The 15738-nt window shown below is 60.0% G+C and carries 14 protein-coding genes; 8 read left to right on the top strand and 6 right to left on the bottom strand.

Going from position 1 to position 15738, the window contains the following annotated elements:
• Positions 1-130: 130 nt before the first annotated feature.
• The 5 genes from IE038_RS07410 to IE038_RS07390 all read left to right on the top strand — a co-directional run bounded on the left by IE038_RS07410 (position 131) and on the right by IE038_RS07390 (position 5687).
• The gene (locus IE038_RS07410; protein WP_229775640.1) at positions 131-1534 is read left to right on the top strand and encodes an MBOAT family O-acyltransferase; all 1404 of its coding nucleotides are present in this window, start codon (positions 131-133) and stop codon (positions 1532-1534) included.
• On the top strand, positions 1521-2633 hold the full coding sequence (locus IE038_RS07405; protein ID WP_163938785.1) for an SGNH/GDSL hydrolase family protein: 1113 nt from the start codon (positions 1521-1523) through the stop codon (positions 2631-2633). The genes IE038_RS07410 and IE038_RS07405 overlap by 14 nt, the downstream gene beginning before the upstream one ends.
• Before the next feature lies 1 nt (position 2634).
• Positions 2635-3843, top strand: coding sequence for an SGNH/GDSL hydrolase family protein (locus IE038_RS07400; RefSeq protein WP_189395399.1), 1209 nt, complete (start codon positions 2635-2637; stop codon positions 3841-3843).
• A gap of 100 nt (positions 3844-3943) precedes the next feature.
• Entirely contained in the window at positions 3944-5158 is a 1215-nt protein-coding gene (locus tag IE038_RS07395; RefSeq protein ID WP_163938815.1) for an RtcB family protein, read from the top strand.
• 61 nt (positions 5159-5219) lie between these two features.
• Entirely contained in the window at positions 5220-5687 is a 468-nt protein-coding gene (locus IE038_RS07390; protein WP_163938789.1) for an FAD/FMN-containing dehydrogenase, read from the top strand.
• Positions 5688-5945: 258 nt separating this feature from the next.
• On the opposite strand, the gene IE038_RS07385 is transcribed toward IE038_RS07390, so the two are convergent.
• From IE038_RS07385 to exaC, 6 genes are all read right to left on the bottom strand, one after another.
• Positions 5946-6650: a LexA family transcriptional regulator gene (locus tag IE038_RS07385; protein WP_189395398.1), complete on the bottom strand. Its 705-nt coding sequence runs from the start codon at positions 6648-6650 to the stop codon at positions 5946-5948.
• Positions 6651-6929: 279 nt separating this feature from the next.
• Complete coding sequence (ppa, locus tag IE038_RS07380) at positions 6930-7457, bottom strand: inorganic diphosphatase (protein WP_163938791.1); 528 nt, start codon at positions 7455-7457, stop codon at positions 6930-6932.
• A 91-nt stretch (positions 7458-7548) separates the two neighbouring features.
• Positions 7549-8364 carry a M90 family metallopeptidase gene (locus IE038_RS07375; RefSeq protein WP_163938794.1) on the bottom strand — a complete coding sequence of 272 codons (816 nt, stop codon included), beginning with the start codon at positions 8362-8364 and terminating at the stop codon, positions 7549-7551.
• Between the two features lie 9 nt (positions 8365-8373).
• Positions 8374-9024, bottom strand: coding sequence for a DedA family protein (locus IE038_RS07370; protein ID WP_163938795.1), 651 nt, complete (start codon positions 9022-9024; stop codon positions 8374-8376).
• A gap of 210 nt (positions 9025-9234) precedes the next feature.
• Positions 9235-9693 (bottom strand): GNAT family N-acetyltransferase, encoded by a 459-nt coding sequence (locus tag IE038_RS07365; RefSeq protein ID WP_189395397.1) that lies wholly within the window; start codon positions 9691-9693, stop codon positions 9235-9237.
• A gap of 288 nt (positions 9694-9981) precedes the next feature.
• Positions 9982-11502, bottom strand: a complete 1521-nt coding sequence (gene exaC / locus IE038_RS07360) for an acetaldehyde dehydrogenase ExaC (protein ID WP_163938797.1) — start codon at positions 11500-11502, stop codon at positions 9982-9984.
• 267 nt (positions 11503-11769) lie between these two features.
• On the opposite strand from exaC, the gene IE038_RS07355 reads away from it, so the two are divergent.
• The 3 genes from IE038_RS07355 (at position 11770) to ubiX (ending at position 15733) form a co-directional block, all read left to right on the top strand.
• Entirely contained in the window at positions 11770-13695 is a 1926-nt protein-coding gene (locus tag IE038_RS07355) for a sigma-54-dependent Fis family transcriptional regulator (protein ID WP_163938800.1), read from the top strand.
• Positions 13696-13757: 62 nt separating this feature from the next.
• Positions 13758-15107 carry a UDP-N-acetylmuramate:L-alanyl-gamma-D-glutamyl-meso-diaminopimelate ligase gene (gene mpl / locus IE038_RS07350; protein WP_163938803.1) on the top strand — a complete coding sequence of 450 codons (1350 nt, stop codon included), beginning with the start codon at positions 13758-13760 and terminating at the stop codon, positions 15105-15107.
• The gene (gene ubiX / locus IE038_RS07345) at positions 15104-15733 is read left to right on the top strand and encodes a flavin prenyltransferase UbiX (RefSeq protein ID WP_163938806.1); all 630 of its coding nucleotides are present in this window, start codon (positions 15104-15106) and stop codon (positions 15731-15733) included. The genes mpl and ubiX overlap by 4 nt, the downstream gene beginning before the upstream one ends.
• Positions 15734-15738: the final 5 nt, after the last annotated feature.

Raw genomic sequence — 15738 nt, 5'->3', positions numbered from 1 at the left:
ACTATCTTGCTTTTTCTGCGAGCCTGTCATTGTGAGGGCTTGTGGCTCTCTGCCATAATTGCCGCCGCTTTGCGCTGTGGCGTTGCCCGGCAAGGCCCTCCCTTCCTGATGTCGCGTAATGGACTACGTTGTGAGCTTCCTTTCGATCGAGTTCGGCCTCTGCTTCATCCTGTTTTTCGCTATCTACTGGAGCCTCTGCTGGAGCGTTCGCTTGCAGAACGCCATGCTGCTGGCCGCCAGTTATGGCCTTGTCGCCAGCTTCAGTCTGAACTCTCTTTATATCCTGTTGGGATACACCGCACTGGTCTATCTGCTGGGGTTACTGGGGGCGCGGTATCCGGGACGACGCTTCAGTTACGGGCTGGTTGCGCTGCTGGTGCTGGGGTGTTTCTACCTGTTCAAGTACCAGGAGTTCTTCGTCGGTGGCGTTCAGTCGGCGCTGGCCAGTGCCGGGCTCGACGTGTCGCTGCCCATTCTGGAAGTCCTGCTGCCTATTGGCCTGTCCTTCTATACCTTCCATTCGGTCAGCTACCTGGTATCGATCAACCGTCGCGAGATGGCTCCCGCTCCTGTGCTTGACCTGGCCCTGTACCTGGCGTTCTTCCCGAGCCTGATTGCTGGGCCGGTGAACCGTGCCGCGCACATGTTGCCGCAGATCCAGGCCGGGCAGATGCGTCAGGTGCTGGAACCGCAACGCGCGTTGGGGCTGATTGCATTAGCGGTGGTGAAGCTGTTCTTCTTCAGCGCCTGGCTGGCCAGTGAGTGGGTTGACCCGGTCTTCGAGACACCGAGCAGCTACTCGGCTGAGCAGATTCTGCTCAGCGTCTATGGCTACAGCTTTCTGATCTACTTCAACTTCAGTGGCTACACCAACCTGGTAACAGGTATTGCCTTGTTGTTGGGCTTCCGTTTGCCGGACAACTTCAATGCGCCCTATGCCGCGAACAACCTGAAGGAATTCTGGGGCCGCTGGCACATCAGCCTGTCGACCTTTATCCGCGACTACGTGTACATCCCGTTGGGCGGTAACCGTCAGGGTGTCTGGCGCGGCAACCTGAACATGCTGCTAGCCATGCTGATCTCCGGGCTTTGGCATGGCGCGAGCATCAATTTCATTATCTGGGGCGCGCTGCACGGTCTGGGGTTGGCGCTGTACAAGGCGTCGACCTATTGGTTGCCACAGCCCATGCGTTGGCCTGGCGCGGGGATCGCCGCGCGATTGCTGACCTTCCACTATGTTGCTTTTGCCTGGATTTTCTTCCGTTGTGCCAGCCTCGATGATGCCAAGGACATGCTTGCCGGTATCGCTGGCTTGCGTCTGGAAGCGTTGTTCTCGCCGACAGGTGCCTTGCTGCTGGCCTGCGTGCTGTACATCGCTGTCTACCGGCAACTGGTTGAGCGTCTGCGCCAGTTGTTCGCCGCGACCACGCGCTTGCCTTGGCAGTTGTACCCCGTGCCATTGGGGGTATTTATTTCCTTGGTCATCTTTGCATCGCAATCGGGCGTTCCGGGGTTCATCTATGCAAGTTTCTAGTGCCAGCAAGCTGTTCGAGACGCAGGTGGGCGCGGCCAGGGTACTGTATGCCATTGTGGTGACGACCTTGCTGTTGTTCTGGTTCAACCAGGACTCGATCCGCCTTTATTGCGAGCAGAAGTACCACCAGGGCTGTGAGCTGCCATTACTGGGTCAGAGTTCGGCCTGGCGGATGGGAAGCAACCTGACTCAGGCCATGGGCAATGCCCGCGACAGCGTTATCGAAAGCCTGACCCAATCTGATCCACCAGCAATGGTGGCGCAGGCTCCCGCTAGTGAAACAATGACGATGCCTGCCTCTGCGCCTGTCGTGCCGGTGAAGCTGGACGGCAAGCATGCGGCCCCGGTGCATGTTGCCCCCGTGCATGAGGTCGCCAAGTCGGCCAAGGTGGCGGCGACGCCATTGCCTGCGCCCATTCCGCAGCCAATACAACCCATGCCGGTGACCCTGTCGGCGGGCGATGAAGTCTTTCTGGTCGGCGATTCGCTGATGCAAGGGGTGGCGCCACACCTGGCCAATACCTTGCACAAGCGCTACCAGATCAAGAGCGTCAACCTCAGCAAGCAGAGCACCGGGCTTGCCTATCCGGGCTTTTTCAACTGGCCACAGACGGTGGCCAATACCTTGCAGAGCCAGCCGAACATTCGCCTGATGGTCGTGTTCCTTGGGCCGAATGATCCTTGGGACATGCCGGTCGCCAAAGGTAAGCCGTTCCTGCGCTTTAAAACCGCCGAGTGGGAGGAGCAGTACCGGCAGCGTATCGACTCGATTCTTGAGCAGGCGCGCGCGCATGATGTGCAAGTGATTTGGGTTGGCCCGCCGAACATGCAGAAAACCAAGCTGTCCAGTGCCATGGCCTACTTGAGCACGCTCTATGAAACCCAGACCAAGCGCTACCAGCAGCATTACGTCTCTGCCAACGGCGTGTTGGGTTACAAGGCTGATGAGTTTTCCTATACCTTGCAGGATGACCAGGGCAAACGGGTCAAGACCCGAGTTGATGACGGCATTCACTTTACCCCCACCGGGCAGAAGCTCATTGCACAGCAAGTGTTGTCAATGATCACCTTCCCAGGCTTGACCGTGACGGGACACTGAAATGCGTCGATTGCACAACATCCTGGCCCTGGTGGCACTGATCTGCGCGTTGCCGGGCTGTAGCCCGGTCGCGGCGGTCAATGGGCCGGCAGCGCGTCCACTTCAGGTGCCTCAAAAAGCGGCTCAGGCCCCTGCAAACGGCAATCTGGCACTGTTGGCGGGCAAGTTCCGCAGCGCAAACCGCACCCCCATCAACATCGTTCAACTGGGTGACTCACACACTGCGGCCGACCTGTTCAGCGGGGAAATGCGTCGCCTGTTACAGGCCCAGTATGGTGATGGCGGTATCGGCCTCGTCGCAGGCTCGCCGGTACCAGGGACGCGCTATGAGACGGTGATCCTCAAAGCGGCCAAGCGGCAGTGGGAGCTGGTTTCGGCGCGGAACCAGCAAAACACCCAGTTTCCCTTGGGCGGTTACCTGTCATTACCGCTGACGGCCAACGCAGCCGTACGCATCGAAGCGCGTGAGCCCACGACCCAGCGTTACCGCGTGTCGGCCCTTTACACCTCAACGGCCAACACGACATTGCTCGCCCGCGATGGCACTACCCAGAACCGGCGTCTGCTGGCGGCAACCAATGGGCAGTGGCGTTTCAGCCCGGTGTTTAACAGTGTCAGCTTGCCGTTGGACCTCACCTTGAGCAACCGCAAGGATGTGGCGCTGGGCGGCTGGTACATTCAGGGCCAGAAGAATGCCGGTGTGACCTATTCCGCCCTGGGGATCAACGGCGCGCGGCTGGATGTTGTGGATAAGTGGCAGCCCGGCTGGCAGGAGAGTTTCAAGGCGCTGCGTCCGGATTTGATCATTCTGGCTTACGGTACCAACGAAGCCTTCGACGACACGCTCGACTTGAACCAGTACCGTGACCATCTGAACCAGACCTTGGCCGAGTTGCGCCGCAACATGCCGCGTGCCGCCATTCTGTTGGTCGGCCCACCGGACTCGATCAAGCAGCGCAAGGCGCGTACCTGTGCCGCCCGTCAGCCGCAACCGTTGGCCCAGATCATCCGTATCCAGCGTCAGGCCGCCAAGCAGTTCAACGGCCTGTTCTGGGATTGGCAGGCGTACATGGGTGGCCCCTGCTCGATCGTCAACTGGCAGGCTGAAGGCCTGGCCCGTAACGATCTGGTGCATTTATCCGCCGAGGGTTACCGCAAAAGTGCGTCTGGTCTGTACGACTTCCTGCGTGGGCAGCTCGGGTTGCAGTGAAGCCCTCGCTGACGATCAGATTTCAGTGTGCGGTGGGCGGTATCCGGTGTTGAATGGTGTGGTGAAGCTTGAGTAACCCGCCATGCAGCAAGGCCGCCAGATGAAAACCATGAACATCCTCGAAGTCGCCAACGGCAAACCGATCAAGCTCTGGACCCAGGGCGTGCCGGTGGAGGAGGAGGCGCGGCAGCAGTTGATCAACACCGCCAAACTGCCGTTCATCTTCAAGCACCTGGCGGTGATGCCGGATGTCCATCTGGGCAAAGGCTCGACCATCGGCAGTGTGATTCCTACCCTTGGAGCGATCATTCCGGCAGCGGTAGGCGTGGACATTGGCTGCGGGATGATCGCCGCACGCACTTCATTGCAGGCAGCAGACCTGCCGGACAACCTTCACGGCTTGCGTACGGCCATCGAAAAGGCGGTACCGCACGGCAAGACCTTCGGCCGACGCGATCAAGGCGCCTGGGACACCGTCCCCGGCGTGGCCGATCATGCCTGGCGGGCACTGGCTGGCCGGTTCAAGGCCATCACCGACAAGTACCCGAAGCTGGAGCGCACCAACAACCGTCAGCACCTGGGAACCTTGGGCACAGGCAACCATTTCATCGAGGTATGCCTGGACGAGAGCAATCGCGTCTGGTTCATGCTGCACAGCGGTTCGCGTGGGGTGGGTAACGCCATCGGCAACCTGTTCATCGAACTGGCCCAAGCCGATATGCGCCAGCATATCGCCAATCTGCCGGACAAAGACCTGGCCTACTTCGAGGACGGCAGCCGGCATTTCCACGACTACGTCGAAGCCGTGGAATGGGCCCAGGATTTTGCCCGACAGAACCGAGCGCTGATGATGCACGCGGTGATCGAAGCCGCGCGTAAGGTGATCAGCAAACCCTTCGACGCCAACCTTGAAGCGGTGAACTGTCACCACAACTACGTGCAGAAGGAGCAGCACTTTGGTCATGAGGTGTTGGTCACCCGCAAAGGCGCGGTTTCTGCACAAAAAGGCCAATTGGGGATCATTCCAGGGTCGATGGGCGCACGCAGCTTCATCGTCCGCGGGCTGGGTAACGAAGAAGCGTTCTGCTCCTGCAGCCACGGTGCGGGGCGCGTGATGAGTCGCACCCAGGCGAAGAAGCGCTTCACCGTCCAGGATCAGGTGCGTGCCACCGCGCACGTCGAGTGCCGCAAAGACAAAGACGTGATCGATGAGATCCCCATGGCCTACAAGGATATCGACGCAGTCATGCAGGCCCAGCGTGATCTGGTGGAAGTGGTGCATACCCTGCGACAAGTGGTATGCGTGAAAGGCTAGGTGCATGCGCGGCGGTGTAGACTGCGGGCCTGGCTGTGCAACCACTACAACGAGGTGTGCTGTGAGATATCTGTCGGTTCTGCTGTTGAGCCTGTTGCCATTGTTGGCCCAGGCGGTCGAAGTCGGTGAGCGCCTGGCGCCCTGGACCCTGCTCGATCAATTTGATCAGGCCTACAGCCTCGATGATCAAACCCGAACCCTGTTGGTGGCCCGTGGCATGGATGGCGCCAAACTGGTGAAAGAGGCCCTGCAAGACCGTCCCAAGGGCTATCTGGAAGCACGACATACCGTGTTCGTTGCCGACATCCAGCGCATGCCTGCACTGATCGCAAAAATGTTCGCCATCCCCGCCATGCGTGATTACAACTACCGGGTACTCCTCGACCGCGACGCGCGCGTGGCAACCCGTTATGCCGGTGCCGAAGACAAGGTACTGTGGCTGCAACTGGACAACGGCCGATTGGTCGCGCAACAGGAATACGCCACGGCGGCGGCACTGCGTGAAGCGCTGGAGAAGGCGCCGCATTGATCGGTGTGTCTTGATGGGGGATTTCGGGCATTAAAAAGCCGGCTTGTGGCCGGCTTCTCGGGGACGGTCTTGGCTTATTTTTGGTAAGCCGCAACCGCCTTCAAATCGTTGCGTCGGCGCGAGGGCCGAAGGTGGCTGGACGCGAATGTATTGCGTCGCCAAACCCGTTGGCAGGCGCTCGGCTGCCAGGGGCTAAATGTGCGGCGTAGCATACTGGCAATGGCGCGTGATGCCTAGTGGAAATTCACCTTGAGCGCTTTAGGCTGGCCGTTCGGTGCGTCGTTGTCCCCACCAGAAGACCCAGCCGAGGATTTCCAGGTGCTGCATTTTGGCCTGGGCCGGGCTGTAGCTTTCGCTGGGGAATTGCCGGTTGTCGTAGTTGTGCAGGGCGATGGCACCACCCCGCAGTCGGCTGAGGGTGTGGATGCGCAGACGGCCATTGTGCAGCAGGGCGTAGAGTTCGCCTTCGACGATACGGGTCAGGCTGCGGTCGATTGCCAGGGTCGCACCCTGTGACAGCAGCGGCGCCATGTTGGTGTCTGGCATGCTCAAGCAGAATGCCCGTGCGGCGTCGACGCCAAGCCGTTCCAGGCTGCAGGCGGGCAGGCGCAGGTGGCGGTCGGTGATCACGCTCAGCTGTTTGTCCTTCACGCAGTAGAAGGGCAGGCGCGCATCATCTTCTCTATGTGCGGCCATCAGGCTGGTGTCGGGTGGCTCGACTTCGGTCTCGGTCGGGGTCACGCGTGGTGCGGGTGGCGGATGCTTGGGCCCTTCACCGCTGCGCAGCCATTTGCTGCAGACGCACAAAAGCTCTGCGATTTCGTCGATACGTGCCAGCGGCACGCCGCGGTTGAACCAGTTGTTGACGTGCTGCGGTGTCACTTTGCGGTGGGCGGCAAAGTCGGAGGGGGTCAGGTTGCACTCGCGCAGGAGGGCTTTCAAACGGCTGCCAGAAGTATTCATGAGGCCCGATTTTACGGGGCTCGGCGTGATCAGGATATAAACATTGGGTTGAAGAATTTCTCGGAGTTAAGGGTTTTTCCGAGGAATTTGCAGGACGTTTCTCGCGGCTCTAGGTGTTGGTTTTACCTGCGATACATGCGCCGCGTATTGGCTGACACCCCGCTGATGCCATCGTAGGCAAGCCTGCTCCTACAGGGGGCGCTCAAGGCTGCGACTTTCAGGATATTTTCGCAGGCAGCAAAAAGCCCCGCGAGCGGGGCCTTTTGTTGAGCGCGGTGCTTAGCCTTTGTAGGCAGCAACGGCCTTGGTGATTTCGGCGCGGGCAGCGTCAGCGTTGCCCCAGCCTTCGATCTTCACCCATTTGCCTTTCTCGAGATCCTTGTAGTTCTCGAAGAAGTGCTTGATCTGCTCCAGCAGCAGGGCTGGCAGGTCGGTGTACTCTTTGACGTCGACGTACAGTTGCGACAGTTTGTCGTGCGGTACGGCGATGACTTTGGCGTCGCCGCCGCCGTCGTCGGTCATGTTCAGGATGCCAACCGGACGGGCACGGATGACCGAACCTGGTGCGACTGGGTACGGGGTTACAACCAGCACGTCCAGCGGATCACCGTCGTCAGCCAGGGTGTTCGGGATGAAACCGTAGTTGGCCGGGTAGAACATTGGGGTGGCCATGAAACGGTCGACGAACAGGCAGTCGCTGTCCTTGTCGATTTCATATTTGATCGGCGCGTGATTGGCTGGAATCTCGATGGCGACGTAGATGTCGTTCGGCAGGTCTTTGCCAGCCGGAATCTTGCTGTAGCTCATTGGGCATTGCCCCCATGTTTGGCCAAAAATTGGTCGCGATTATAGGCACATTCCCACGCGCTTGCCACGCCCACCCGGATGCTTGGCATGCTCAGTCTTTGGCGTGGCGATAGTGGGGATGGCTGGCGTGTAGGTGTTGCAGGCGCAGTAGCGGGTCCTGGCGGTAGAACGCACGCAGTTGCTGGTAGACCTTGGGGTAGGCCCGGGCCAGCACATCGGGGGCGCTGAAGAAATACTCGCTGGTGACCGCGAAGAATTCCGCCGGATTTTCCGCAGCATAGGGATCAATGGCGGTTTCTGCATCCGGGTGGCGGTCAAGTTGACGGTTGAGGTCGTCATACGCATGTTGCATGGCTGACGCCCAATCGCTGACACGCATGTCGCTGTGCAGTGGCGGCAGGCCGTTGGCATCACCGTTGAGCATGTCGAGTTTGTGCGCCAGCTCATGGATGACCAGGTTGTAGCCTTCCCAGCCACCACTGGCCAGAACCCCGGGCCAGGCCAGGATTACCGGGCCCTGCAGCCAGGCTTCGCCACTGTGCTCGCCATTCCACTCGTGCTCCACGCCGCTGGCGTCGCGGTGGCGCTGTGGGCTGAGGAAGTCGTCGGGGTACAGAATGATTTCATGGAAGCCCTGGTACCAGTTCAGGTCCCCCAGGTGCAGCAAGGGCAACTGCGCCTGGGCGGCCAGGTACAGGCGCTGCTCGGCATCCAGTTCGACGCCGGACAAGGCGGTGAGGTGTTTTTCGCGCAAAAACAGCACGCAGGCGTCGCGTAGCCATTGATCTTCTGCCTCGCTCAGGCCGTCGAGCAGCGGCAGGCGTTCACGGATGCGCTGCCACAGCTGCGCATCGAGAGGGTGTCGGGCCAATGTACGGCGGCGGCGCCAGGCGCTCAGGGACCACATGAGCAGGGCTTAGTTGACCTTCGCGGCGTTACGGTTGATGCGGCTGCGCACCAGGCTAATGATCATCGGCAGCATCGACACCAGAATGATCGCGACGATCATCAGCGACAGGTTTTTCTTGATGAATGGCACATTGCCAAAGAAGTAGCCGAGGGTGACCAGGCCGCCCACCCACAAGATGGAGCCGGTGACACTGAAGGCCAGAAAACGGCTATAGGTCATTTTGGCAATACCGGCGACGAACGGTGCAAAAGTTCGCAGGATCGGCAGGAAGCGCGCCAGGGTGACGGTCTTGCCGCCGTGGCGGTCGTAGAAGTCGTGGGTCTGTTGCAGGTAGTCGCGGCGGAAGATCTTCGAGTCGGGGTTACGGAAGAGTCGTTCGCCAGCCGTTCTGCCGATGACATAGTTGGTGCTGTCGCCCAGGATTGCCGCAGCCATCAGCAGGCCCCCAAGCAGTAATGGGTCCATGCCACCGCCCGCGGCTACCGCGCCAGCAATGAACAGCAAGGAGTCGCCCGGCAGGAACGGCGTTACTACAAGGCCTGTCTCGCAGAAAATCACCATGAACAGAATGGCGTAGATCCAGGGGCCGTAGTTGTTGACCAGCAAATCGAGGTAGGTATCGAGATGCAGGATGATGTCCAGCGGGTTGAAATCCATATACGGCACCTGTGGTAAAAGCCCGTGCTGTCGGGCCTGCGATGACTGTCAGTGGTCTACGTTCGCGTTCACTCCAGCGAGCTGCGAGAGCGTTCACACAAATTCTGGTGCCGTATTATACGGCCGCAAACGGATTATACCTGCGCGGTTTATAGCGGAGGTTTTTGCAGGTGCATACCGGGCAGGCCCGCGGCCTGCCCAGTGACACGCCTAGTCTTGCTGAATGGGGAGAATGTAGCTTTTGAACTCGGTGTCTTCACGAAAACCGATGGATTCGTAGACTTTCATGGCCACGTCGTTGTTGGTGCTGGTGGAAACCCGCATGCGCACGGCATTGGTCTCCTTGGCCATTTTTTTCGCGGCGCGCATCAGGTGGTCGGCCACCAGTTGGCGGCGTGAGTCTTCGGCGACATAGATATCGTTGAGGATCCAGACGCGCTTGAGCGACAGCGAGGAAAAACTCGGATACAGCTGGCAGAAACCGAGCAGTTTGCTGTCGTCATCGTTGGCCAGTGCCAGGTAAATCACCGATTCACCACGTTTCAGGCGTTTTTCGAGGAACTTGCGCGAGGAGTCCGGGTAGGGTGGTTGGCCGTAGAACTCGCGGTATTTGACGAAAAGCGGAGCGATCAGATCCAGATGCTCAAGGGTTGCTTTGATGATTCGCATAAGCAGTCCTCAGGTTCCTTTGGGGGTGGCGGCGAATCGCAGGGCAGCCGTAGCCCTGATGCTGCCTAAAGCGGAAAAAAAGCGCAATTGGCAAAAATGGACCCGAATCCGGGTCTTGTCGATTAGGAAATTTCAGTTTCTGGCTGGGATTATGTCTGAATCCTGCCTGTGCACCGACGTGGGGCGGCAAGGCGGGCGACAAGGCGGCTGCTGTTGAGGGGCGGCGATATAAGGGGGCTGCAAGCCAGTGCGGCCTTCAATCAGTTGAAGGCCGCACCGTTCGTTGGGTTAGAAGAAGCCCAATGGGTTGATGTCGTAGCTCACCAGCAGGTTTTTGGTCTGTTGGTAGTGATCAAGCATCATTTTGTGGGTTTCACGGCCCACGCCCGACTTCTTGTAGCCACCGAAGGCTGCGTGCGCCGGGTAGAGGTGGTAGCAGTTGGTCCACACACGGCCCGCCTTGATTCCACGGCCCATGCGGTATGCACGGTTGATGTCGCGGGTCCATACACCTGCGCCCAGCCCGAACTCGGTGTCGTTGGCGATGGCCAGGGCTTCCGCCTCGTCCTTGAAGGTGGTGACGCTTACCACTGGGCCGAAGATCTCTTCCTGGAAGACCCGCATCTGATTGGTGCCTTTGAGCAGGGTCGGTTGGATGTAGTAACCGGTGGCCAGGCTGCCTTCGAGTTTTTCCACCTTGCCGCCGGTCAGCAGTTCGGCACCTTCCTTCTCGGCGATGTCCAGGTAGGACAGGATTTTCTCGAATTGCTGTTCAGAGGCCTGGGCACCGACCATGGTGTCGGTGTCCAGTGGGTCGCCACGTTTGATCTGCTTGATCTTCTTCATCACCTCTTGCATGAACGCCGGGTAGATCGATTCCTGTACCAGCGCACGCGATGGGCAGGTGCAGACTTCGCCCTGGTTGAAGAACGCCAGCACCAGGCCCTCGGCGGCCTTCTCGATGAAGGCAGGCTCAGCTTGCATGATGTCTTCGAAGAAGATGTTCGGCGATTTGCCGCCCAGCTCAACGGTAGAGGGAATGATGTTTTCGGCTGCACATTTCATGATGTGCGAGCCGACCGGGGTCGAGCCGGTGAAGGCAATCTTGGCAATGCGCTTGCTGGTGGCGAGTGCTTCGCCGGCTTCACGGCCGAAACCTTGCACCACGTTGAGGACGCCAGGTGGCAGCAGGTCACCGATGACTTCCATCAGCACCGTAATGCCCAGTGGGGTTTGCTCGGCTGGTTTGAGCACGATGCAGTTACCGGCAGCCAGTGCCGGGGCCAGTTTCCAGGCGGCCATCAGGATCGGGAAGTTCCACGGGATGATTTGTCCGACCACGCCCAGCGGCTCGTGGATGTGGTACGCCACCGTGTTGCCGTCGATCTCGGCGGCGCTGCCTTCCTGGGCGCGCAGGCAGCCAGCGAAGTAGCGGAAATGGTCGGCGGCCAGCGGAATATCAGCGTTCAGTGTTTCACGGACAGCTTTACCGTTGTCCCAGGTTTCAGTGATGGCCAGCAGTTCAAGGTTCTGTTCGATACGGTCGGCGATCTTCAACAGGATCAGCGAGCGGGCTTGTACCGAAGTGCTGCCCCACGCATCAGCGGCGGCATGGGCGGCATCCAGGGCCTTCTCGATGTCTTCGGCAGTGGAGCGCGGGAATTCTGCGATCGGCTGGCCATTCACTGGCGAGGTGTTGGTGAAGTACTGGCTTTTGACCGGAGTGACGAACTCGCCATTGATGTAGTTCCCGTAACGGCTCTTGAAGGAAACGATTGCGCCTTCGGTACCGGGGTGTGCGTAACGCATGGTGTGTCTCCTGGCTTTTGTGCTTGTTGGGGAGGATATAGAGCGTAGAGCAAAGCTCGGGCCACTGCTGGCAGGTCTATGTAAATCAAGGGGTTGATAGTGTTCTGTGGCGGCGCGCTAGCGTGTTTGTGGCATTTTCGGGACAGCGGGGGTGACACTTTGTGCCAGATACGAGACAGCCTGTGACGCAGTGATCGCCGTGACATTGCAAAGCGTCAGCGGCTGGAGGATGCTGGGTTGAACCGCTTCCGGGGAGAACAATAAAAAGTGCAGAGCAATCATTTGAGCCGGCACGCTCGGCAAGTGCTTACAGTGACTCAGGGCAAGGCCCACTTGCAGGGGCCGGGTAGCGATCCATCAATTGCTCGTTCCTGGCTGCGTTGCCTGGAGGACTATCACCTCGATCCGGCCATGGCGATGGCGCCGACCGTGCTGGAGCATGAGCGTCTGCTGGAAAGCCGTGAGCGTCTGCAGCAGGTGCTGCACATTGCCGGCAACGAGATGAACAGTCTGCATCAGCAGCTTTCCGGCGCGGGCCACGCGGTGCTGCTGACCGATGCGCGTGGGGTGATCCTTAACTGTGTAACGGCGCCAACCGAGCGCAAGATCTTCGAGCGTGCCGGGCTCTGGCTCGGCGCTGACTGGAGTGAAGCCAGCGAAGGCACCAACGGGATTGGTACCTGTCTGGTCGAACGCCAAGCCGTCACGATTCATCAGGATGAGCATTTCCGTGGCCGTCATACCGGCCTGACCTGCTCGGCCAGCCCGGTGTTCGATCCCCATGGCGAGCTGCTTGCAGTGCTAGACGTATCGTCGGCACGCCCCGAGGTCTCGCGGCAGAGTCAGTTTCACACCATGGCCTTGGTAAACCTCTCGGCGAAGATGATCGAGAGCTGCTACTTCCTGCGCCATTTCGAAAAGCAGTGGCTGTTGCGCTTTCATCTGCAGGCTGAGTCGGTGGGCCTGTTCAGCGAAGGGCTGCTGGCGTTTGAGGGGGATGGGCGTATCTGCGCGGCCAACCAGAGCGCTTTGAACCTGCTTGGGCATGTGCGTGGCGGCCTGCTGGAAAAGCCTGTGGAGATGTTCTTCGAGTGCTCACTGGATGAGCTGCTGGGGCGTGCTACTGCTCAGGCCAATGCCAGTTGGCCATTGCGTACACGTGATGGTCGCCAGTTGTTTGCCAGTGTGCGCGGTCAGGTTCGGGCGCCACAACCGTCATCATTGGCCGCGGTGGCGTTGCCGCCACCGGCACCGATTACAGGTTCGATCTGTCTGGTCGACCCTGCATTGCAGAACGATTTTCGCCGTGCCGTGCGGGTGTTCGAACGCGATGTGCCCTTGCTGCTCAATGGCGAGACAGGGTGTGGCAAGGAGGCCTTTGCCAAGGCGGTGCACCAGGCCAGTCAGCGGGCGGCGAAGCCGTTTGTCGCCCTGAACTGTGCCTCGATTCCCGAGAGCTTGATCGAGAGTGAGTTGTTTGGTTATCGCGGCGGCACGTTCACCGGCGCTCGCAAGGAAGGGATGCGTGGGAAGCTGCAACAGGCCGATGGCGGCACCCTGTTGCTGGACGAAATCGGCGACATGCCGCTGGCGCTGCAAACCCGGCTGCTGCGTGTGCTTGAAGAGCGCATGGTGGTACCTATTGGTGGCGAACCTCAGGCGGTCGATGTCCGTATCATCAGTGCCACCCACCGCAATCTGTTGGAGCGGGTCGAGGACGGCAGCTTTCGCGAAGACCTCTATTATCGGTTGAATGGTTTGGAAGTGGCCTTGCCGGCCCTGCGCGAGCGCAGTGACAAAGCCCAGTTGCTTGATTTTCTACTGGCCGAGGAAGCGGCGGGGCAGGTTATCCGTCTGGAGGCCAAGGCACGAGGTGCCTTGCTCGATTTTGCCTGGCCCGGCAACGTCCGCCAGTTGCGCAATGTCCTGCGCACATTGGTTGCACTGGCCGAAGGCGAGGACATTACGTTCAATGACCTGCCGCCGTTGATCCGTCGCCCAGCCGCTTCCGCGAAGGCCACGGTTTCCTGCGAGGCGCCTGAACATCCACTTGACGATGCGGAGCGTAGCGCCTTGCTGGCGGTGCTTGAGCAGCAGCGCTGGCATATGAGCCATGTGGCTGCGCATCTGGGCGTTAGCCGCAATACCTTGTACCGAAAGCTTCGCAAGCATGGTATTGCCCGGGACGCCTGAACGAAAGGATGCGATTTTCCCCGCCCTGGGCTACCCTGCCTCGATGTTTTGCGAGGTTGACCATGCACATTCACATTCTCGGTATTTGCGGCACTTTCATGGGTTCGCTGGCGGTGTTGGCCAAGGAACTTGGCCACCGCGTCACGGGCTCCGACGCCAACGTCTATCCACCGATGAGCACTCAGCTTCAGGCCCAGGGGATTGAACTGACCCAAGGCTATGATGCCAGCCAGCTGGACCCGGCACCGGATCTGGTGGTTATCGGCAATGCCCTGTCGCGCGGTAATCCCGCGGTAGAGTATGTGCTGAACAAGGGCCTGCCTTATGTGTCCGGCCCGCAGTGGCTGGCCGATCATGTGCTGCAAGGACGTTGGGTTCTGGCCGTGGCCGGAACCCATGGCAAAACCACCACCAGCAGCATGCTGGCCTGGGTGTTGGAGCATGCCGGGATGAGCCCTGGCTTCCTGATCGGCGGTGTGCCACAGAACTTCTCGGTGTCGGCACGCTTGGGCGGGACGCCGTTCTTCGTGGTTGAGGCCGATGAATATGACAGCGCCTTTTTCGACAAGCGTTCGAAATTCGTCCACTACCGTCCACGTACGGCCATCCTGAACAATCTTGAATTCGATCATGCGGATATTTTCCCTGATCTGGCGGCCATCGAGCGGCAGTTCCACCATCTGGTGCGCACGATTCCGAGTGAAGGCCTGATCATCCACCCCACTACCGAGCCCGCCTTGCAGCGCGTGATCGAGATGGGCTGCTGGACCCCGGTCCAGACGACTGGGGTTGGTGGTCAGTGGCAGGTCAAGCTGCTCAGTGCCGATGGTTCGCGTTTTGAAGTCAGCTTTGAAGGCGAGTCGCACGGGGTTGTCGAGTGGGAGCTGACGGGTCAGCACAACGTCGCCAACGCCTTGGCTACGTTGGCGGCTGCGCGTCATGTTGGTGTGGTGCCGTCGATGGGTATCGCCGCGCTGAGCGCCTTCAAAAGCGTGAAGCGGCGCATGGAGAAAGTCGCTGAAGTACAGGGCGTGACGATTTATGACGACTTTGCCCACCATCCGACCGCCATTGCCACCACGCTGGATGGTCTGCGCAAACGGATCGGTGATGCACCCCTGATCGCCGTGATCGAGCCGCGCTCGAACTCAATGAAGCTGGGCGCGCACCGCGATGGTCTGCCGGAAAGCGTGCGCCAGGCCGATCAGGTGATCTGGTATGCGCCGCCTAACCTGGGCTGGGATCTGGCAGCCACGGCGGCCCAGTGCCCGGTGCCAGCGGTGGTGGCTGATAGCCTGGAGGCGATCATTGCCCGGGTGAAAAGCCAGGCCAAACCCGGTACCCAGGTTGTGATCATGAGTAACGGTGGTTTTGGTGGCTTGCACGGGAAGTTGGCCGAGGCCCTGCGATGAGCGGGCCGGAGCGCATCACGCTGGCCATGACCGGCGCCTCGGGGGCGCAGTACGGTCTGCGCCTGCTTGATTGCCTGGTGCGCGAAGACCGGGAGGTGCATTTCCTGATCTCCAAGGCTGCGCAGTTGGTGATGGCGACGGAAACCGATGTGCTGCTACCGGCCAAGCCACAGGCAATGCAGGCCTTTCTGACCGAGTACACCGGCGCAGCCGCAGGGCAGATTCGTGTGTACGGCAAGGAAGACTGGATGTCGCCAGTCGCTTCAGGCTCCGGTGCACCGGCAGCGATGGTGGTCGTGCCGTGTTCCACGGGCACGCTTTCGGCCATTGCGACCGGTGCCTGTAACAACCTGATCGAGCGGGCGGCAGATGTCACCCTGAAGGAGCGTCGGCAGTTGATCCTGGTGCCACGTGAGGCGCCGTTCTCCACCATTCACCTGGAGAACATGCTCAAGCTGTCGAGCATGGGTGCGGTGATTCTGCCGGCGGCGCCAGGTTTCTATCATCAGCCCCAGACGATCGACGACCTGATCGATTTTGTCGTTGCGCGCATTCTCAATGTGCTGAACATTCCTCAGGACATGTTGCCGCGTTGGGGCGAGCACCATGTCGGCGGTGAGGATTGAAACGG

The sequence above is a fragment of the Pseudomonas laurentiana genome (assembly GCF_014648275.1).
Lineage (GTDB): Bacteria > Pseudomonadota > Gammaproteobacteria > Pseudomonadales > Pseudomonadaceae > Aquipseudomonas > Aquipseudomonas laurentiana.
This window is presented reverse-complemented; position numbering and strand designations above follow the sequence as displayed.